The 20058-nt window shown below is 74.1% G+C and carries 15 protein-coding genes; 10 read left to right on the forward strand and 5 right to left on the reverse strand.

Annotation, left to right across the window (positions count from 1 at the left end; genetic code table 11):
- Window positions 1–1109 precede the first annotated feature (1109 nt).
- Complete coding sequence (locus tag ABZ452_RS05435) at window positions 1110–2939, reverse strand: family 20 glycosylhydrolase (RefSeq protein ID WP_357940032.1); 1830 nt, start codon at window positions 2937–2939, stop codon at window positions 1110–1112.
- A gap of 317 nt (window positions 2940–3256) precedes the next feature.
- Between ABZ452_RS05435 and ppdK the strand changes: the two genes are divergently transcribed.
- The 8 genes from ppdK (at window position 3257) to ABZ452_RS05475 (ending at window position 12454) form a co-directional block, all read left to right on the forward strand.
- Window positions 3257–5965, forward strand: coding sequence for a pyruvate, phosphate dikinase (ppdK, locus tag ABZ452_RS05440; protein WP_357939204.1), 2709 nt, complete (start codon window positions 3257–3259; stop codon window positions 5963–5965).
- A 125-nt stretch (window positions 5966–6090) separates the two neighbouring features.
- On the forward strand, window positions 6091–6441 hold the full coding sequence (locus tag ABZ452_RS05445) for a VOC family protein (protein WP_357939206.1): 351 nt from the start codon (window positions 6091–6093) through the stop codon (window positions 6439–6441).
- Window positions 6442–6444: 3 nt separating this feature from the next.
- A complete protein-coding gene (locus tag ABZ452_RS05450) occupies window positions 6445–7689 on the forward strand; it encodes a deoxyguanosinetriphosphate triphosphohydrolase (protein WP_357939208.1) in 1245 nt (414 codons plus the stop codon).
- A gap of 67 nt (window positions 7690–7756) precedes the next feature.
- Entirely contained in the window at window positions 7757–8596 is an 840-nt protein-coding gene (locus ABZ452_RS05455) for a siderophore-interacting protein (RefSeq protein WP_357939210.1), read from the forward strand.
- Window positions 8597–8668: 72 nt separating this feature from the next.
- Complete coding sequence (locus ABZ452_RS05460; RefSeq protein WP_357939212.1) at window positions 8669–10303, forward strand: BCCT family transporter; 1635 nt, start codon at window positions 8669–8671, stop codon at window positions 10301–10303.
- 66 nt (window positions 10304–10369) lie between these two features.
- Window positions 10370–11344, forward strand: a complete 975-nt coding sequence (locus ABZ452_RS05465) for an ABC transporter ATP-binding protein (protein ID WP_357939214.1) — start codon at window positions 10370–10372, stop codon at window positions 11342–11344.
- Entirely contained in the window at window positions 11341–12192 is an 852-nt protein-coding gene (locus ABZ452_RS05470; protein ID WP_357939216.1) for an ABC transporter permease, read from the forward strand. Before ABZ452_RS05465 ends, ABZ452_RS05470 begins: the two co-directional genes overlap by 4 nt.
- Before the next feature lie 10 nt (window positions 12193–12202).
- Window positions 12203–12454 carry a helix-turn-helix transcriptional regulator gene (locus ABZ452_RS05475; protein WP_262282095.1) on the forward strand — a complete coding sequence of 84 codons (252 nt, stop codon included), beginning with the start codon at window positions 12203–12205 and terminating at the stop codon, window positions 12452–12454.
- Window positions 12455–12513: 59 nt separating this feature from the next.
- Here ABZ452_RS05475 and ABZ452_RS05480 read toward each other — a convergent pair whose 3' ends face one another.
- The gene (locus ABZ452_RS05480) at window positions 12514–13683 is read right to left on the reverse strand and encodes a low temperature requirement protein A (RefSeq protein WP_357939219.1); all 1170 of its coding nucleotides are present in this window, start codon (window positions 13681–13683) and stop codon (window positions 12514–12516) included.
- A 153-nt stretch (window positions 13684–13836) separates the two neighbouring features.
- Between ABZ452_RS05480 and dnaG the strand changes: the two genes are divergently transcribed.
- Both dnaG and ABZ452_RS05490 read left to right on the forward strand, forming a co-directional pair.
- Window positions 13837–15729 (forward strand): DNA primase, encoded by a 1893-nt coding sequence (dnaG, locus tag ABZ452_RS05485; protein ID WP_357939221.1) that lies wholly within the window; start codon window positions 13837–13839, stop codon window positions 15727–15729.
- Entirely contained in the window at window positions 15729–16265 is a 537-nt protein-coding gene (locus ABZ452_RS05490) for a hypothetical protein (RefSeq protein WP_357939223.1), read from the forward strand. The genes dnaG and ABZ452_RS05490 overlap by 1 nt, the downstream gene beginning before the upstream one ends.
- A 4-nt stretch (window positions 16266–16269) precedes the next feature.
- Here ABZ452_RS05490 and ABZ452_RS05495 read toward each other — a convergent pair whose 3' ends face one another.
- Genes ABZ452_RS05495 through ABZ452_RS05505 form a run of 3 tightly spaced genes read right to left on the reverse strand, consistent with a single transcriptional unit; the run spans window position 16270 to window position 20041 of the window.
- Entirely contained in the window at window positions 16270–17241 is a 972-nt protein-coding gene (locus ABZ452_RS05495) for a TAXI family TRAP transporter solute-binding subunit (protein WP_357939225.1), read from the reverse strand.
- Window positions 17238–17630: a roadblock/LC7 domain-containing protein gene (locus tag ABZ452_RS05500; protein WP_357939227.1), complete on the reverse strand. Its 393-nt coding sequence runs from the start codon at window positions 17628–17630 to the stop codon at window positions 17238–17240. Before ABZ452_RS05500 ends, ABZ452_RS05495 begins: the two co-directional genes overlap by 4 nt.
- A complete protein-coding gene (locus tag ABZ452_RS05505; protein ID WP_357939229.1) occupies window positions 17627–20041 on the reverse strand; it encodes a nitrate- and nitrite sensing domain-containing protein in 2415 nt (804 codons plus the stop codon). Before ABZ452_RS05505 ends, ABZ452_RS05500 begins: the two co-directional genes overlap by 4 nt.
- Between the last annotated feature and the right edge of the window lie 17 nt (window positions 20042–20058).

The raw sequence follows: 20058 nt of genomic DNA on the forward strand, positions 1-20058 counted from the left end.
CGGGGGTCATTCCCTGGCTCTACCGGCTCGGACCTTCACGGTCCGGGGGATGTAACGGCCGGGGGCAGCGGATGATTCCCTGACTCGACCGGCGCGGGCCGGTGGTGCGTGGCCCGGGGGATGTAACGACCGGGGGCGCGGGGTGATTCCCGGCCGACCCGGTGTGGTGGGCCGGTGGTGCGCGGCCCGCCATGTGTAACGACCGGCGGGGGCCGGTCATTCCGACCGGGCTGCCTCGCTCGGGGGCGGGGTGCTGCGCGGTCTGCCATGTACAACGGCCCCGGCCCCGGCATGATTCCGCTGTGGCGGTGGCGTGGGCCACCCGCCACGACCGGCCGATACCGGACAGTCCGGCTGAATCTGCCGGCGCAAACCGGACGGGCACCCCAGGGCGCACAAGGCGACGGCGTGGATCTTGGACAGTTGCCGTTCGCAGCGAACGGCAACTGTCCAAGATCTGCGGGGCGGGCGGGGCGGAGTGGGCGGAGTGGGCGACCCGGCCGGGTGGGCCGGGTGGGCCGGTGGGGCCCGTGGGACCCGGTGAGGTCGGCGAGGTCGGCGAGGTCGGGGAGCTGGCGAGATCGGCGACCCGGACACCGGCGCGTTGATCAAGAGGTTTGCGTCGCGGCCAGGGTCGAATCCTGACGCAAACTCCTTGATCGACGCGGGGTGGGTGGGGAGGCCTCTGGGAGTGACCGACTGGTCGTCCGCGGCACGTAAGGGATGTCTTGGCGGGCCGGGTCGCGGCCGCTCGATCCGGTCCACCGAGACCGGCGGGTGGGTCACCCCCAGGGCCAAGATCCCCGGGTCAAGATCGGCGGGCCGAGCGGGCAGGGCGATCCCCGATGAGGCCGACAGTCACCCGCGTTGATCAAGAGGTTTGCGTCGCGGCCGGGCTGAATCACGACGCAAACTTCTTGATCAACACCAGCGGGTCCGGGACGGCGCGCATGGCCGGCCGGTCACCTGCGGTGCGGGGCATAACGGACATCTTGCCGAAGGCTGCGGTCGGGCGTGGCGGTGGGTGGAACGCCATGGATGTCTCGGGACGGCTGAGACACCCATGGCGTTCCACTGAAGCGTCGGGGCTGCTTAGCGCTGACGGCGCCTCAGTGCGTGGGGGCGGTGGTGTTGCCGGTGGGTTGGGTGGGGATGGCGGTGGTCGGCGTGGGCCACGGGACGTCGGGGGAGGGGTGGAAGGTGATGCCGGCGGCGGTCCAGCGCGGGCCGTGCGCGGCGAGCCGCTCGCGGAAGCCGCCCCAGTCGTGCCTCGACCGGGGCGACCAGCCCAGCTCGGCGATGGCGGGCAGGCGGGGGAAGAGCATGAACTCCACCTCGGCGAGGGTGGTGACCGATTCGGTCCAGAGCGGCGCCTCCACGCCCAGGACGGCCTCGGCGGGTACGCCGGTGAGGTGCGTCCCCGGATCCCAGTCGTACGCACGGCGCACGTCGATGAGGCCCGCCCAGTCGTGCCCGATCGCGGTGTCGGCGGCGTACTTCATGTCCAGGTAGACGCGGTTGCCGGGGGAGAGGATGAGGCGGGCGCCCCGGCGTACCGCATCGGCGGTCTCGGGGTCGTCGCCGTTGGTGCCCCACCACTGGAGCACCCGACCGTCGACGTGCCCGGCCGGAGCGAGCTGGTGCCAGCCCACCACGGTCTTCCCGGTCGCCGCGACGATCGTCTGAGCCCGCTCGACGAACGCGCGGTAGGTGTCGGCCGGCACCTTGAACGCCTCGTCGCCGCCCAGGTGCAGCCAGGGACCGGGGGTCAGGGCGGCCACCTCGCCGACCACGTCGGCGACGAAGGCGTACGTCCGCTCGTCGGCGGGGTCGACGTAGCTGAAGCCGACCTCGGTGCCGGTGTACGGCGGCGGCGGGACCTTGCCGGGCGCCAGCTCCGGGTAGGCGACGAGGGCCGAGTTGGTGTGCCCGGGCAGGTCGATCTCCGGCACCACGGTGACGTGGCGGCGGGCCGCGTACGCGACGATGCGCCGGTAGTCCGCCTGCGTGTAGTAGCCGCCGGCGCCGCCACCCACCTCGGTGGTCCCGCCGACCTCGGCGAGCCGGGGCCAGGAGTCGACGGCGATCCGCCAGCCCTGGTCGTCGGTGAGGTGCAGGTGCAGGTGGTTGAGCTTGTACCGGGCCAGGTGGTCGACGACCCGCAGCACGTCCTCGACGGGGAAGAAGTGGCGGGCCACGTCGAGCATCGCGCCACGGTAGGGAAAGCGCGGCCGGTCGACGATGCTGCCGCCGGGCACGGCCCAGCGTTCGGTGACCGGGGCGGCGCCGTCGATCGCGGCGGGCAGGAGCTGCCGCAGGGTCTGCGCGCCGTGGAACAGCCCGGCGGGGGCGGCGGCCGTGATCCGCACCCCGGCGCCGGTCACGTCGAGCCGGTAGCCCTCGTCACCAAGCCCGCCGGCCACGCCCGCCGCCGCGTCGCCCGGACCCGCCGCGTCGCCCGGACCCGCCGCGTCGCCCGGACCCGCCACGTCGAGCAGGCCCGCCGCGTCGCCCGGACCCGCCACGTCGAGCAGGCCCGTTGCGTCGCCCGGACCCGCCGCGTCGGCGGAGCCTGCCGCGTCGGTCAGGGGTGCCTCCGACAGCGTCAGCACGAGCGGGCCGTCGGCGGTGGTGGTGTCGGTGACCGGCAGGGGGAAGCCGGTGGCGGGGCGCAGCCACTCGGCGAGCTGCTCGGCGACGTCCCGGCCGGCCGGGCTGACCCGGATCGCCGCGTCCGGGGACAGGGTGAAGTCCGCCGCCGGGTCGGGGCGCACCTGTTCCGGCGCGGGCACCACGTCGCCGAGGCGGACCGGCGCGGGCGGCGCGAGCAGGTCGCCGGCCGCGCGGGCGGCGGTGCGGGCCAGGTCGGCGGCGGCCGGTTGCCGGTCGGGGAGGCGGTCGAGCGGCTCGGGACCGGTTTCGGCTGGGGTGGTGGGGATGGTCGGCACGGCAGCGACTCCGGGGTGTATTTGCGCCGGATATGGCAATGGTCAGGTTCAGCAGAACCAGTGCCGTCAAGCGTACGAGGGGAATCGGAATTGCGTGATAGTGCGCGTGGAAGCGTTCCCAAAAACCGGTACGGACGCGGATAGTGGTGACTGTTGTGCCGATTGTCACCGAACGGTCCCAGGCCACTCGAAGTTCGCTTAACCTTCGCCCACCGATCGCTGACGAGCCGGGATTACCGGTGGTCGCTCCCGGGGTATGTCCGAACTGAACCTTCGTTAAGTGTCAATGGCGCGCGTGGGAGGCTCTGGTGGCAGCGCAAGAGACGGTCGAGCACAAGTACGTCTACGACTTCGCCGAGGGCAACAAGGACCTCAAGGACCTGCTCGGCGGCAAGGGGGCCAACCTGGCCGAGATGACCAATCTCGGCCTGCCGGTCCCGCCCGGCTTCACCATCACCACCGAGGCCTGCAAGGCGTACCTGACGACCGGCCGGGAGCCGGACGGGCTGGCCGCCCAGATCGAGGCGCACCTGGAGTCCCTGGAACGGGAGATGGGCCGCAAGCTCGGTGACCCGCAGGACCCGCTGCTGGTCTCGGTGCGCTCCGGCGCCAAGTTCTCCATGCCCGGCATGATGGAGACCGTCCTCAACGTGGGCCTCAACGACCGCAGCGTGGTCGGGCTCAGCGCGCAGGCCGGCGGCAACGACCGGTTCGCCTGGGACTCCTACCGCCGGCTCATCCAGATGTTCGGCAAGACGGTCTGCGAGGTGCCGGGCGAGGAGTTCGAGCACGCGCTCGACGACGCCAAGCGCGCCAAGGGTACGCAGAACGACCTCGACCTGGACGCCGACGACCTGCGCGGGCTGGTCGACGCGTACAAGAAGATCTTCGCCAAGCACACCGGCCGGGAGTTCCCCCAGGAGCCGCGCGAGCAGCTCGACCTGGCCATCCGCGCGGTCTTCGAGTCGTGGAACGCCGAGCGCGCGGTGGTCTACCGCCGGCAGGAGCGGATCCCGGCCGACCTGGGCACCGCGGTCAACGTGGTGGCCATGGTCTTCGGCAACCTCGGCGCGGACTCCGGCACCGGCGTCGCCTTCACCCGGGACCCCGCCAGCGGCGCGCAGGGCATCTACGGCGACTACCTGGCCAACGCCCAGGGCGAGGACGTGGTGGCCGGCATCCGCAACACCGTGCCGTTGCAGGAGCTGGAACAGCTCGACAAGAAGTCCTACGACGAGCTGCTCGACTACATGGCCCGGCTGGAGGAGCACTACAAGGACCTCTGCGACATCGAGTTCACCATCGAGCGCGGCAAGCTCTGGATGCTCCAGACCCGGGTCGGCAAGCGCACCGCCGCCGCCGCGTTCGTCATCGCCGGGCAGCTCGTCGACGAGGGCCTGATCGACCTGGACGAGGCGCTGCACCGGGTCAACGGCGCGCAGCTCGCCCAGCTCATGTTCCCGCGCTTCCAGCTCGACCACGAGTTCCAGCCGGTGGCCAAGGGCATCGGGGCCTCGCCCGGCGCGGCCTCCGGCAAGGTCGTGTTCACCTCGGCCCGCGCCGTCGAGCTGGCCGCCGAGGGCGAGTCGGTGATCCTGGTGCGCCGGGAGACCAACCCGGACGACCTCAGCGGCATGATCGCCGCCAAGGGCATCCTCACCTCGCGCGGTGGCAAGACCAGCCACGCCGCCGTGGTGGCCCGGGGCATGGGCAAGACCTGTGTCTCCGGCGCCGACGAGCTGGAGGTCAACGTGCCGGCGAAGCGGTTCACGGTCGCCGGGCAGACCGTCAACGAGGGTGACGTGGTCTCCATCGACGGCACCACCGGCAAGGTCTACCTCGGCGAGGTGCCGGTCATGCCGTCCGAGGTGGTGCAGTACTTCGAGGGCAGCCTCGACCCGGAGCACATCGACAACCCGCTGGTCCGCGCCGTACACCGGATCATGACGCACGCCGACGCCACGCGGCGGCTGCGGGTCCGGACGAACGCCGACACCGGCGCGGACGCGGCCCGGGCACGGCGGTTCGGGGCCGAGGGCATCGGCCTGTGCCGCACCGAGCACATGTTCCTCGGCGACCGGCGCGAGCTGGTCGAGCGGCTGATTCTCGCGTCCACCGACGAGGAGCGGCAGACGGCGCTCGCCGCCCTGCTGCCGCTGCAGCGGGACGACTTCGTCGAGATCTTCCGCGAGATGGACGGCCTGCCGGTCACCGTGCGGCTCATCGACCCGCCGCTGCACGAGTTCCTGCCCCCGCTGGAGCAGCTCGCGGTCAACGTGGCGGTCGCCCAGGAGCGCGGCGAGGACGTGGCCAAGGAGGAGGCGCTGCTCGCCGCCGTCCGGCGGATGCACGAGGAGAACCCGATGCTGGGCCTGCGCGGCGTCCGGCTCGGCCTGGTCATCCCCGGCCTGTTCGCCATGCAGGTCCGCGCGATCGCCGAGGCCGCCGTCGCGGTCACCCGGGACGGCGGGTCCGCCTGCCCGGAGATCATGGTCCCGCTGGTCGGCGCGGTGCAGGAGCTGGAGACGGTACGCGCCGAGGCCGAGAAGATCATCGCCGAGGTGGTCGGGGACAGCGGCGTCGAGGTGCTGATCGGCACCATGATCGAGGTGCCCCGGGCGGCGCTGACCGCCGGGCAGATCGCCGAGGCCGCGCAGTTCTTCTCCTTCGGCACCAACGACCTCACCCAGATGGGCTGGGGCTTCTCCCGCGACGACGTCGAGGGCGCGTTCTTCTGGCGCTACCTGGAGCTGGGCATCTTCGGCATCTCGCCGTTCGAGTCGATCGACCGGGACGGCGTCGGCCGGCTGGTCCGGATCGCCGCCGACGAGGGCCGGGCGGCCCGCCCGGGGCTGAAGCTCGGCGTGTGCGGCGAGCACGGTGGCGACCCGGAGTCGGTGCACTTCTTCCACGAGGTCGGGCTCGACTACGTCTCCTGCTCGCCGTTCCGGGTCCCGGTCGCCCGGCTGGAGGCCGGCCGCGCGGTGCTCACCACCACCGGTTCCGACTCCCGCTGACGGCGTGACGCTTCCGGGGCCGCCGACGCTCAAGTCGGCGGCCCCGCGTGCGTCCGGGCGCGCCATTCCGGCCCGCCGGGCGTAACCTGGGCTCCCGCGTACGTGTCGATCAGGAAGGTGGCCGAATGACCAGCGTCTGGGAGAACCTGACGGTCGACGCCCAGGACCCGTCCCGGCTCGCCCACTGGTGGGCGGAGGCGCTCGGCTACCAGGTGATCAGCGACAAGCCGGACGAGGTGGAGATCCGCCGCACGGCCGACACGCTGCCCGGCATCGTCTTCGTCCCGGTCAGCGGCCCCAAGGAGGGCAAGAACCGGCTGCACATCGACCTGCGCCCGGCCGACCTGGAGGCCGAGGTCGAGCGCCTCGTCGACATGGGCGCCCGGCACGTCGACATCGGGCAGGGCGAGGTGGACTGGACCGTGCTGTCCGACCCGGAGGGCAACGAGTTCTGCGTCCTTCGGCAGCGGGGATGAGGGTTGGCCGCCGGTTCCGGCGCTGACGACGCGGCGCGCCTGGTCACCGAGGCGCCCAAGGACACCGGGTACGGGCGGTCGCCGTACGAGCGGGACCGGGCCCGGGTGCTGCACTCGGCGGCGTTCCGCCGGCTCGCCGCGAAGACCCAGGTGCACACCGCGGGCACCGACGACTTCCTGCGTACCCGGCTGACGCACTCGCTCGAGGTGGCGCAGATCGCGCGGGAGATGGGCGCCCGGCTCGGCTGCGACCCGGACGTGGTGGACACCGCCGGGCTGGCGCACGACCTGGGTCACCCGCCCTTCGGGCACAACGGCGAGGACGCCCTGGACACGCTCGCCGCCGACTGCGGCGGCTTCGAGGGCAACGCGCAGACGCTGCGGGTGCTCACCCGGCTGGAGGCCAAGGTGCTCGCCCCCGACGGCGGCTCCGCCGGGCTGAACCTGACCCGCGCCTCGCTCGACGCGGTCGCCAAGTACCCGTGGGAGCGCCGGCCCGGCCGGCGCAAGTTCGGGGTGTACGCCGACGACCGCCCGGTCTTCGCCTGGCTGCGGGAGGGCGCCCCGCCCGGCGACCGGCGCTGCCTGGAGGCGCAGGTGATGGACTGGGCCGACGACGTGGCGTACTCGGTGCACGACGTCGAGGACGGCATCCACGGCGGCTACGTCAGCCTGCGCCCGCTGCTGGTCGACGCCGACGAGCGGCGGGCGCTCTGCGCCGACGTGGCGGCCGCCTACTCCGGGGAGGCCCCCGAGGACCTGGGCGAGGTGCTGGCCGAACTGCTCGCCGATCCGGCGCTCGCGCCGCTCGCCGCGTACGACGGCAGCCACCGGGCGCTCGCCGCCCTGAAGACCACCACGAGCGTGCTCACCGGCCGTTTCGTGTCGACCGTGGTGGCCGCCACGCAGGAGCGCCACGGCCCCGGCCCGCACCGCCGGTACGCCGCCGACCTCGTGGTGCCGCGCCGCATCCGGGCCCGGTGCGCGCTGCTCAAGGGCATCGCGCTGCGCTACGTGATGCGCCGCCCCGGCGCCGGCACCCGGTACGCGCAGCAGCGGGAGATCCTCGCCGACCTGGTCGCCGCCCTGCTCGACCGGGCTCCGGACGCGCTCGACCCGGTCTTCGCCCCGCTGTGGCGGGCCGCCCCGGACGACGCCGCCCGGCTGCGCGTGGTGGTCGACCAGGTGGCCTCGCTCACCGACCCGGCCGCCCTGGCCTGGCACGGCCGCCTGGCGGCGGGCCGCTGACCCCCCGACGGTCGGCAGCCGGACAGCCCGGTGGGAGAGATCAGCGACTTAGGCTAGCCTAAGAAGCATGACGGAGCAGCGCCCGAAGAAGCTCACCGCCGCCACGGTCGTCCGGACCGGGCGGCCCACCCCGCACCTGATCCGCCTCGTGCTCGGCGGTGCGGAGCTGACCGGCCTGCCGGTGGGCGCCTACACCGACCACTACGTGAAGTTCGTCTTCCCGCCCGCCGGGGTGAGCTACCCGCACCCGACGGACCTGGCCACCATCAGGCGCGAGTTCCCGGCCGAGCAGTGGCCGCGGCTGCGGGCGTACACGGTGCGGGCCTGGGACGCGGCGGCCGGCGAGCTGACCGTGGACGTGGTGCACCACGGCGACGAGGGGCTGGCCGGGCCGTGGGCGGCCGCGCTGCGCCCCGGCGACCGGGTGCTGTTCGCCGGCCCCGGCGGCGCGTACGCGCCGGACCCGGCGGCCGACTGGCACCTGCTGGCCGGGGACGAGAGCGCGCTTCCGGCGATCGCCGCCGCGCTGGAGCGGCTGCCCGTGGGCGCGCCCGCCAAGGTCTACGTCGAGGTGGGCGGTCCCGCCGACGAGCTGCCGCTGGCCAGCGCGGGCGCGGTCGAGCTGCGCTGGCTGCACCGCGCCGGCCGTCCCGTGGGTGAGCCGCTGGTGGAGGCGCTCCGCGCGCTGGACTTCCCGGCCGGCCGGGTGCACGCCTTCGTGCACGGCGAGGCCACCGCGGTGAAGGAGCTGCGCCACCTGCTGCGGGTCGAGCGCGGTGTGCCCCGGGGCGACCTGTCGATCTCCGGCTACTGGCGGCGCGGCATGGACGACGAGGGCTGGCGCTCCACCAAGGCGGCCTGGAACGCCCAGGTCGAGGCCGAGGAGTCGGCCGTCCTCCCCGTCTGATCGACCGCCGGCCCGCGACGGTCCTGCGTCGTTCGGCCCCGGCGGGGTCACCCGCCCGCTGAGGATGGGGCCATGGCGGAGCAGGTGCGGCAGGACCGGCCGGTGCAGCGTGCCGACCGGGTGGTGCTCGGGCTGGGCGTGGCCGGCGTGCTGGCGGTGGTGGCCTGGGGTGTGCTCGGCGGCGGATCCCTGGCGGCGTTCGGGAAGTCCGGGCTGGCCTGGGTGATCGGCACGTTCGGCTGGTTCTTCGTGGTGGCCGCCGACGCCTTCCTGGTGCTGTCCGTGGTGCTCGCCGCGTCCCGGTTCGGCCGGATCCGGCTCGGCGCCGACGACGACGAGCCGGAGTTCAGCACGCTGGCCTGGGTGTCGATGATGTTCAGCACCGGCATGGGCATCGGCCTGGTCTTCTACGCCGTCGCCGAGCCGATCCAGCACTACGCCGCGCCGCCCCCCGCCGCCGGGGTGCAGCCGCAGACCGGGCCGGCCGCCGCGGCGGCCATGCAGTACACCCTCTTCCACTGGACCCTGCACCCGTGGGGCATCTACGCGGTCGCGGCGCTGGCCCTGGCGTACTCGACCTTCCGCAAGGGGCGCGGCAGCCGGATCTCGGCGGCGTTCGTGCCGCTGCTCGGCGCCCGGGCGTACGGGCCGGTGGGGCAGGCGATCGACCTGCTGGCGGTGTTCGCCACCGTGTTCGGTTCGGCGACCAGCCTCGGGCTCGGCGCGCTCCAGGTCACGGCGGGCCTGGACAGCGCGACCGGCGTGCCGGACAGCACCGGGGTCGAGCTGGTGGTGATCGCCGCGCTCACCGCCGCGTTCGTGATCTCCGCGTTCACGGGCCTGCACAAGGGGATCAAGTGGCTGTCGACCAGCAACGTGGTGCTGGCGGTGGGTCTGATGGTCTTCGTCTTCGTGGCCGGCCCGACCATCTACACGCTGGAGGTGCTGCCCGCCTCGGTCGGCGACTACCTCAGCCACCTGGTGGTCATGTCCACCCGCACCGGAGCCTTCACCGACCCGGCCTGGCTGGGTTCGTGGACCATCTTCTACTGGGCCTGGTGGATCTCCTGGGCGCCGTTCGTCGGCATCTTCATCGCCCGGATCTCCCGTGGGCGCACGGTCCGGGAGTTCGTCACGGGGGTGCTCCTGGTGCCCAGCGGGGCCAGCGTCGTCTGGTTCGCGATCATGGGTGGCACCGCGCTGCGGGTGCAGCAGAGCGGCACCCGGGACCTGGTCGCCGACGTCGGGGCGAGCGCCGAGAACGCCCTCTTCGGGCTGCTGCACGCGCTGCCCCTGGCGACGGTCACCACGGCGGTGGCGGCGGTGCTGGTGGCGCTCTTCTTCATCACCGGCGCCGACTCGGCCGCCCTGGTGCTCGGCTCGCTGAGCTCCCGGGGCGCGCTGCGGCCGCACCGGGGGGTGGTGGTGCTGTGGGGCGTACTCATCGGGGCGGTCGCGGCGGCGCTGCTGCTGGCCGGCGGCCTGGCCGCGTTGCAGCAGGCCACCATCCTGGTGGCGCTGCCGTTCGTGGTGGTCATGCTGGGCCTGGCGGTCGCCCTCGTGCGGGAGATGGCCGCCGACCCGGCGGTGCGGCCGCGGCCCGGCCCGCGCCGGTCCGGCCTGGCCGCCGCGGTGCGTGCCGCCCGGTCGTACGAGGAGGAGAACCCGCCGCCGGTGACCCGCTGGTTCCACCGGCCCGGGCGCTGACCTGACCGGTTTCCGACGCGGAGCGGGTATACCTCGGGTTGTAGTAGAGGTGCTACATTTCGCGGTATGACTGCGGTCGAACTACCGGGGGCCGCGACGGCTCCCCACCCGCCCGACGAGGACCTGGTCCTCGACGTCCGCGACCTGCGCATGCGGTACGGCACCGTCGACGTGCTGCACGGAGTCGACCTCACCGCCCGGCGCGGCGAGGTGCTCGCCCTGCTCGGCCCCAACGGCGCCGGCAAGACCACCACCATCGAGATCCTGGAGGGCTTCCGGCTGCGTTCGGCCGGGTCGGTCCGGGTGCTCGGCGTCGACCCCGGTCGGGGTGACGAGCGCTGGCGCGCCCGGTTGGGCGTGGTGCTCCAGTCCTGGCGTGACCACGGCAAGTGGCGGGTCCGCGACCTGCTGGCCCACCTCGGCGACTTCTACGCGCCGTACGCCACCGACCGGATCGCCCGGCCGTGGCCGGTCGACGACCTGCTGGACACCGTCGGCCTCACCGCGCAGGCGGATCAGCGGGTGGCCCGGCTCTCCGGCGGCCAGCGCCGCCGGCTCGACGTGGCGGTCGGCATCGTGGGCCGCCCGGAGCTGCTGTTCCTGGACGAGCCGACGGTCGGCTTCGACCCGGCCGCCCGGCGGGAGTTCCACGAGCTGGTGCACCGCCTGGCCGACGACGACGAGACCACCATCCTGCTCACCACCCACGACCTGGACGAGGCGGAGAAGCTGGCCGACCGGATCCTCATCCTGGGCGGTGGCCGGATCATCGCCGACGGTTCGCCGGACGAGCTGTCCCGCCGGGTCGCCGGTGACGCGGAGATCCGCTGGACCCTGGACGGCGAGCGGTTCGTGCACGCCACAGGCGACGCCACCGCCTTCCTGCGCGACCTGCTCCGCGAGCACGGCGACCGGGTGCAGGAGCTGGAGGTCCGCCGGGCCAGCCTGGAGGACGCGTACATGGCACTGGTCTACGAGGAGGAATCCGGGGTCCGGACCGGCCGGGCCGACCGGGTGTGGCAGCAGGGGAGCGACCGATGAACCCGACGATGGCGGCCGTCCGGGCCGGTGTCCGGCGCGGCCTGATCGAGCTGCGCAACACCTTCAGCAACGGCCAGGACCTGTGGAACTACCTCTTCCCGACGGTGGCGCTGCTGGTCACGATGTTCTTCATGCGCGGCTCCACCGTGCCCGGGACCTCCTTCTCGCTCGGCGCCCGCACGCTGCCCAGCGCGCTCGGCATGGGCCTGGCCTTCGGCGGCATGCTGGTGCTCGCCTCACAGCTGGTCATGGAGCGCGAGGACGGCACCCTGCTGCGCGCCAAGGCCACCCCGAACGGGATGCTCGGCTACCTGATCGGCAAGGTCACCCTGATGTCGACGGTGGCGCTGCTGAGCATGCTCCTGCAGCTCGTCTCGGCGCTGTTCTTCCTGGACGGGCTCCGGCTGGGCAGCGCCTCGGCCTGGTTCACCCTGCTCTGGGTGGCGGTGCTCGGCCTGGTCGCCACCCTGCCGATGGGCGCGGTCCTCGGCTCGCTGATCGAGAACCCGCGCAACCTCGGGCTGGTCATGCTGCCGAACATGGGCCTCATCGCCCTGTCGGGCATCTTCTACCCGATCAACGGCTACCCGGGGTGGCTGCAGGCCGTCGCCCAGGTCTTCCCGATCTACTGGCTAGGGTTGGGCATGCGCTCGGCGCTGCTGCCCGACGGCATGGCCGCGGTCGAGCTCGGCGGCTCCTGGCGCCACCTGGAGACGTTCGGCGTGCTCGGCGCGTGGGCCGTGCTCGGGCTGGTGCTGGCCCCGGTGGTGCTGCGGCGGATGGCCCGGCGGGAGTCCGGCTCGCGGGTGGCCGCCCGCCGCGAGCGGGCCATGCAGCGGGTCGGATGAGAGGGCGCCGATGAGCGAGGTCGTGCACAACCGGATCGCCGTGCTGCGTGCCGAACGGGGGATCTCCCGGCGGCAGCTCGCCGACGCGCTGGGCGTGCACTACCAGACGGTCGGCTACCTGGAGCGGGGCGAGTTCCGGCCCAGCCTGCACCTGGCGCTGCGGATCGCCGCCTACTTCGAGGTGCCGGTCGAGGTGGTCTTCTCCATCGAACCGTTCCCGCGGATCGGCGACGCCGCCGCCGGGGCCGGCCGCTCGGCGTGACCGCCGGCGCCCGCTCGGCGCGCTGCGGCGAGCCGAGCGGCGCGCCGGATGCCGCCCGCTCAGTCGGGAGTGGTGAGCGCCATCCCCTGGTCCCTCCGTTCCCTGCCCAGCACGGCGGTGAACAGCACGGCGTACGTGGCGATCGCCGCGCTCAGCAACACCAGCACCAGGAACGGCGAGGAGACGGCCAGGGCGATCGCCCAGACCGAGGCGATGCCGTACCCGGCGCCCAGCGCGGCGGGCCGCGAGACCCGGATCGCCAGCCAGTACAGGCCCAGCCCGCAGACGAGCCAGAGGGTGGCCGAACCGGCCAGCAGCAGGCGTACTTCCCTGGTCAGGACTATGTCGCCGTGGACCGCCCGGACCGTCTGCCCGAGCGCCCACCCGAGCAGCAGCAGGCCGCCGCTGAGCAGGTAGTGCAGGTAGGTGTAGGGCTGACCGCCGCGTAGCCGCTGGATCGGGATGCCGCCGCCGATGTAGCTGGCGTAGATCCACCAGATCGCCGCCGGCACGACGGAGGCCACCGCCGCGGTGAGGACCATGGTCCGGTCCGGGTAGTCCGGCACCGTGGCGAGCAGATTGGCCACGGTGCTGCCGAGCACGATGATGACGAACTGGCCGACCCGCTCCGGCAGGTGCCGGACGTCCACCGGCCACCGGCTCAGCCAGCGGTAGCCGACCCAGGGCGTGGCGAGCTCGACCACCGTCCCGGTGATCCAGAACACCGGCCGCAGGTGCGCGGGGACGGCCAGTGAGGTCAGCCAGATCAGCCAGCCGAGCCCGAATCCGATCAGGTAGACCAGGGTGCCCGCCCGGGCCACTCCGGGGGGCGGGCGGCCCCGGAGGTAGAGCAGGAGCAGCACGCCACGGACGATCAGGTAGCCGATCGGCAGCATCGGGCCGCGGGGCACCTCGTCCACCCCGAGGGTGATCGCCCCGGCGCCGAGCAGCGAGAGCAGCATCAGCAACCGGTGTGGCAGGTCGTCCGCCTCGTACCGGGTGGCGTAGAAGGCGTGGCCCACCCAGGCCCACTGCACCACGAGGAAGAGCCCGAACGCGGCGAGCACGCTGCGCGGCCGAGGGCTCGGGTCCTCGCCGAGCCGGCTCACCACCTCCGCCAGGGCGAAGACGAAGATCACGTCGAAGAAGAGCTCGAACCAGGTCGCGTGCCGGTGGCCGGCCTTGTCGGCGACCGTCACCGGCCGACGTACGCCCAGCCTGCTGGCCAACCGGTCCCACCATGCTCCGCGGTCCTGTCTCCCCCGCATCTGCTCATGATCGGCGCACCGGCGCGGCAGCGGGGGCGAAAACGGCCGAGTTGGTCGCGATCCGGCTCACCCCGGCGTGCCCCCGGGCGCGGATCGTCGGTCCGGCAGGGCAGGATGTACGCCGAGGAGGTGGCGGAGATGGCGGGGCGGATCCGGGACGAGGACATCGCGCTGGTCCGCGAGCGCACCTCCATCGCCGAGGTCATCTCCGACACGGTGACGCTCAAGTCGGCCGGCGGCGGCAACCTCAAGGGTCTCTGCCCGTTCCACGACGAGAAGAGCCCCTCGTTCAACGTCTCGCCGGCCCGCAACGTCTGGTACTGCTTCGGCTGCGGCGCGGGCGGCGACGCGATCAAGTTCCTGATGGACGCCGAGCACCTGAGCTTCGTCGAGTCCGTCGAGCGGCTCGCCGGCCGCACCGGCATCCAGCTGCGCTACGTCGAGGACGACCGCTCGGCCCCACGCCCCCGCCCGCAGCAGGGCCAGCGCCAGCGCCTCGTGGCCGCGCACGCCGCCGCCGTCGAGTTCTACCGCGCCCAGCTCACCACGGCCGGCGCCCGGGCCGCGCGGGAGTTCCTCGCCCAGCGGGGCTTCGACCGGGCCGCCGCCGAGCGCTACGGCTGCGGCTTCGCCCCCGACGCCTGGGACCTGCTCACCAAGCACCTGCGCCAGCAGGGCTTCACCCATGACGAGCTGGTCACGGCGGGGCTGTCCCGCCCGTCCCGCTCGGGCAGCCTGATCGACCGGTTCCGGCGCCGGCTGCTCTGGCCGATCCGCGACCTCACCGGCGACGTGATCGGCTTCGGCGCCCGCAAGCTCTTCGACGACGACGACGGCCCGAAATACCTGAACACCCCCGAGACGCCGATCTACAAGAAGTCGCACGTCCTCTACGGCATCGACCAGGCCAAGCGCGAGATCGCCAAGCAGGGCAAGGTGGTGGTGGTCGAGGGCTACACCGACGTGATGGCCTGCCACCTGGCCGGCGTGCCCACGGCCGTGGCGACCTGCGGCACCGCGTTCGGCGCCGATCACATCGGGGTGCTGCGCCGGCTGCTCATGGACACCGACGCCGTGGCCGGCGAGATCATCTTCACCTTCGACGGGGACGCCGCCGGCCAGAAGGCCGCTCTGCGCGCCTTCGAGGACGACCAGCGCTTCGTCGGGCGCACCTTCATCGCGGTCAGCCCCGACAACATGGACCCGTGCGAGCTGCGCCTGGCCAAGGGTGACCTCGCGGTCCGCGACCTGGTCGCCCGCCGGGAGCCGCTGGTCGACTTCGCGCTCCGCCACATGATCAACCGCTACGACCTGGACACCGTCGACGGCCGGGTGGAGGCGATGCGCCGGGCCGCCCCGCTCGTCGCCAAGATCAAGGACCGGGAGAAGCGCCCCGAGTACGTCCGCAAGCTCGCCGGCGACCTCGGCATGGAGATCGAGCCGGTGCAGCGCGCGGTGCTGGCCGCCGCCAACGGGCAGCCCGCCGGCGCGGCGGCCGCATCCGCCCGCCCCGCGCCGGCCGCGCCCAGCGTGGACAGTCCCCAGTCGATGGTCGAGCGGGAGGCGCTGAAGCTCGCCCTCCAGGAGCCGGTGCTGGCCGGCCCGATGTTCGACGCGGTCGAGGCGGCCGAATACCGGCACCCGGTGCACGTGGCCCTCCGCGCGGCCATCGCCGCGGCCGGCGGCGCGGCGACCGCCCCCGGCGGTGCGGTCTGGATCGAGCAGGTCCGCGACGCCTGCGACGACCTGGCCGGCCAGGCGCTCGTCGGCGAGTTGGCCGTGGAGCCGCTGCGCATCGACGGCGAGCCCGACCCCCGATACGTCTCGATCACCATGGCCCGCCTCCAGTGGGGCTCGGTGACCGGGCGGATCAAGGACCTCAAGTCGAAGATCCAGCGGATCAACCCGGTGAGCAACAAGGACGAATACTTCGCCCTCTTCGGGGAACTGCTCTCGCTGGAGCAGCACGCGCGGGCACTGCGCGAGCAGGCCGCCGGAGGGCTGTGATGGGACTGTTCAACCGCAAGCCCAAGCTGCCGCCCGCCGACCGGCCGCCGCTGCACGACGACGAGCGGGTGCTCGCCTGGGCCGCCGTCGGCAACGGCGAGGGCGACGGCATCGTGGTGGCCAGCAACCTCGGGCTGTGGCTGCCCGGCCGCGGGGAGCGGATCGGCTGGCACGACGTCCTCAAGGCGGTCTGGTCCGGCCGCGAGCTCACCGTCACCCCCGCCGACCGGGTCGGCGAGCGGGCCGGCTACCTCGTGGTCGCCGACTGCCCGGCCGAGACCTACCTGCTGCTCGACCCGGGCGACCTGCCCCACCAGGTGCGGGCCCGGGTCACCCGCTCGGTCGCGTACACCGCGCACCACGCGGTGCCCGGCGGCGCCGGCCGGATCGCCGCCCGCCGGGTGCCCGGTGTGGACGGGCTGACCTGGACGGTGCGCTACGACCCGGGCACGCCCACCGACGACGAGGCGGTGGCCGCCGAGACCGACCGGCTCGTCGCCGCAGCCCGGGCCGCCACCGCCCCCGCCGACCTCTGAGCCGTCAGCCGCTGCGGTAGAAGCGCGCCGCTCCCGGGTGCAGCGGGATGGGGTCGCTGGCGGCGGCGCTGTCCCGGGTGAAGTTCGCCGCCTCCGGGTGCACCCTGATCAGCTCGCCCTGCCAGGTGAAGAGCACCCGGGTCAGGTCGTACGCGAGCTGGTCCGGCATGTCCGCCGCCACCAGGATCACGTTCGCCACCGTGATGGTCGGGGTGGCCGCCGGGCTGCCGTAGATCTCCTTGGGCAGGATGGCCGTCGTGTAGACCGAGCCGTAGCGGGCGGCCAGCGGCTCGATCAGCTCGCTCAGCGGGAGCAGCCGGAACACCCCGGGCGCGCTGGAGAGCAGGTCCTTGATGCCCGGGGTGGGCAGGCCGCCGGAGAAGAACATCGCGTCGAGGCTGCCGGCCCGCATCCGTTGCACCGTCTCCGGCAGCGACAGGTTGAGCCGCTGGATGTCGCGGTCGGGGTTGATCCCGCCGGCGGTGAGCAGCCGCCCGGCGATGATGTCCGTGCCGGACTTCGGCGAGCCGGTGGAGATCCGCTTGCCGCGCAGGTCGGCGAAGCTGCCGATCTTGCCGTCGGCGCGGACGATCACGTGGGTGTAGTTGCTGTAGACCCGGGCCAGCGCGCGTACCGGCTGCGGCCGGCCCTCGAAGCCGCCCCGGCCGTTGACCGCGTCCGCCGCCGTGTCGGCCAGGCTGAAGGCGATCTCCATGTCACCACCGGCCAGCCGGGTGATGTTCTCCACCGAGGCGCCGGTCGGCTCGGCGCGCGCCTCGTAGCCGGGCAGGTGCCGGCTGATCAGGTCGGCGTAGCCACCGCCGAGCTGGTAGTAGACGCCGGTGGTGTTGCCGGTGGCCAGGAAGATCCGGCCGTCGTGCCAGGCCCTCGGCCCGGGGTCGGCCCCGCCGCAGCCCGCGACCACCAGGACGGTCAGCAGGAGGGCGGCGACCACCCGCGGCGGGCGGGCGGTCACGGGCGGGCCGCCGGTTCCAGCGCCTCCGCCACCCGCTGCACCAGCGTCGCCGTCTCGTAGCCGATCTGGCCCAGGTCGCAGCCCGGCGCGGCGAGCACCCCGAGCAGCGCGCGCTCGCCGACCGCCATCACCAGCATCACCCCGCCGTCCATGTCGACGATCTGCTGGCGTACCCGGCCGGCGGACATCAGGCGGGCCGCGCCCACGGTCAGGCTCGCCAACCCGCTGATCACCGCGGCGAGCTGGTCCACCTGGTCGGGCGCGAGGTCGGGGGACGCGGCCAGCCGGAGGCCGTCCTCGGACACCGCGAGGGCGTGCGACACGTCCGGCACCTGCTCGGCGAAGTTCGCCAGCAGCCAGTCGAGCCCGGCGGTCACGGGTGGGGTCATGGATTTCTCCCGGTGGGTGTGGTGTTCGGGGCACGGCGCATTGCGCTGGCCACCCCCTCGGCGAGGGCGGACAGGCGGGCGCGTACCACCTCGGGGTCGAGCAGGTCGTCCGCGGGCCGGGGCGGCGGGGCGGTGGTGGGCAGCGGCGCGGGAAGCTGCCCGCCCCGGGTCCGGCGCGGCAGGCCGGCGCCGGTGGTGCCCGAGGGCGCCGGGGAACTCGCCGGCCGGATCCGGGCGGCGCTCGGCGCCAGCAGGGCGGCGCCCGGTGGGCGTACGGCGGCGACGCCCCGGACGGCGCCGGCGGGCAGTGGCGGTCCGCCGGCCACGTGCCCGGCGACGGCCGGCGCGGGGGTGGTGGCGACCAGGTCCCGGGCGCCGGTGGCCGGCCGCGCCGGGGACGGGCCGCTGGTGCGGGGCCGGAACCAGGGCGCCGGCCGGCCGGCCGGTCGGCCGTGCTCGGCGGCCGGGCGCCGGGTCACCGACTCGACGCGGGTGAGCACCGACTCGGGCACCTCCACCTGGGCGACCGTGCCGGTGCCGGTGTGGTGCAACTGCACCCGGATCCCGTGCCGGGCGGCCAGGTGGGCCACCACGTGCAGGCCCATGCTGCCGGCCGCGGCGCTGGACAGCGTGGCCGGCGCGGCGAGCCGCTCGTTGATGGTGGCCAGCCGGGTCTCGCTGATACCGATGCCCTGGTCGTGCACCCGCAGGGTGAGGCCGTCCACGGTGCGCCGCCCGTCGACCAGCACCCGCGCGTCCGGCGGCGAGTAGACGGTGGCGTTCTCCAGCAGCTCGGCCAGGAGGTGCACCAGGTTGCCGGCCGCCGCGCCGTGCACGGCGGCGGTCGGCACGTCGATCTCCACCCGCGGGTAGTCCTCGATCTCGGAGGCGGCCGCCCGGATCACGTCGTCCAGGAGCAGCGCGCCCTCGTGCCCCCGGCCGGGCTCGCCACCGGCGAGGACCAGCAGGTTCTCCCCGTTGCGGCGCAGCCGGGCGGCCAGGTGGTCCAGGGCGAAGAGCCGGGCCAGCGCGTCCGGGTCGGTCTCCTCGCGTTCGAACTCGTCGAGCAGGCGCAGCTGGCGGGTGATCAGCGTGCGGATCCGGCGGGCCAGCGCCTCCGCCATCCTGGTCACGTCCAGCCGCAGCTCGGCCTGCTCACCGGCGAGCCGCAGCGCGGCCTTGTTGACCGTGTCGAACGCCTCGGCCACCTGGGCCACCTCGTCCCGGCCCCGGCGGATCCCGTCGGTCAGCCGGGTCGCCGTGCCCGCGCCCGGCGCGCCCTCGCCCGCCGCGATCGCGGTGATCCGGTCCGGCAGCTCCCGGTTGGCCATGGTGAGCGCCGCGACCCGCAGCCGGCGCAGCCGCCGGCTGGTCCGGACCGCCAGCAGCACGGCGGTGAGCAGCGAGCCGAACGCGACCGTGCTGGTCGCCCCGGCGGTGAGCAGGGCCCGCTGCCGGGCGGTCCGGGCCAGCGCGGCGGCGTCACGGTCCAGCCCGTCGGAGAGTTCCCGGCCGAGCAGGTTGTAGCGGCGGATGGTGCCGCTCTGCGCCACGTACCAGGCGTCGCCGTCGGTCTTCAGCGACTCCGGCCCGCCGTCGCTGTCCAGGACGCCGTCGCGCATCCGCCGGGCCGTCTCCACGTCGGCCCCGCCGACCAGCCGGTACCAGGCGGAGTTGGCCGGGCCGGCGGCGATCCGGAGGAACTCGGCCTGGCGCTGCTCGCGGGCGCCCCGGAGCCGGCCGAGCCGGGCCAGCTCGCCCCGGACCAGCGTGCCCCGCACGAACACCCCGCGCAGCAGGTCGCGTTCCAGCGCCGAGAGGTGCTCCTGGGCGGCCACCGCGGCCACCTCGCGCGCCTCGTTGGCCAGTTCGGCGTCACGGAGCTGGGCGGGCAGCGCGTCGGCGACGGCGAGCAGCGACTCGACAAGACTCGCGTACGCCGGGTCGCCGCGGTCCCCGCCCAGCGCCAGGTCCCGCGTCGGCGCGAGCTGGCCGAGCCGCCCGTCCGCGTCGTTGAGCACCGGGGCCAGGTCCGGTGCGGCCCGCCGGGCGTCCCCGCTGGCCGTGCGGTACCGGGTCACCGCGGCGTCCACCCGGCGCCGCTGCGCGTCGACCAGCGGCCGGCCGGCGTTGCCGCCACGCTGGCGCAGCGCCGCCGTCTCGCCCAGTTCGCGTTCCAGCTCGTGCACCAGCCGCACGGTGGCGGTGGCGGTGCCGGCGAGCACGCGGGCCCGGTCGGCGTCGGCGGAGGCGTCCAGCGCGGCGCCGGTCTGGGCGGCGCCCAGCACCACCAGGCCGACCGTGGCCACCAGGATCGGCGCGAGCAGTTGCACCCGGACCGAGCGGAGGTGCCCGGTGCGGTCCGCGGGCCGGTGATGCCGGCGTACGCGGGCGGGGTGGGGCAGCGGCACGGGGGTCTCCCGGGTCG

Source organism: Micromonospora sp. NPDC005707, assembly GCF_040631005.1.
In the GTDB taxonomy this organism is placed as follows: Bacteria; Actinomycetota; Actinomycetes; order Mycobacteriales; family Micromonosporaceae; genus Micromonospora.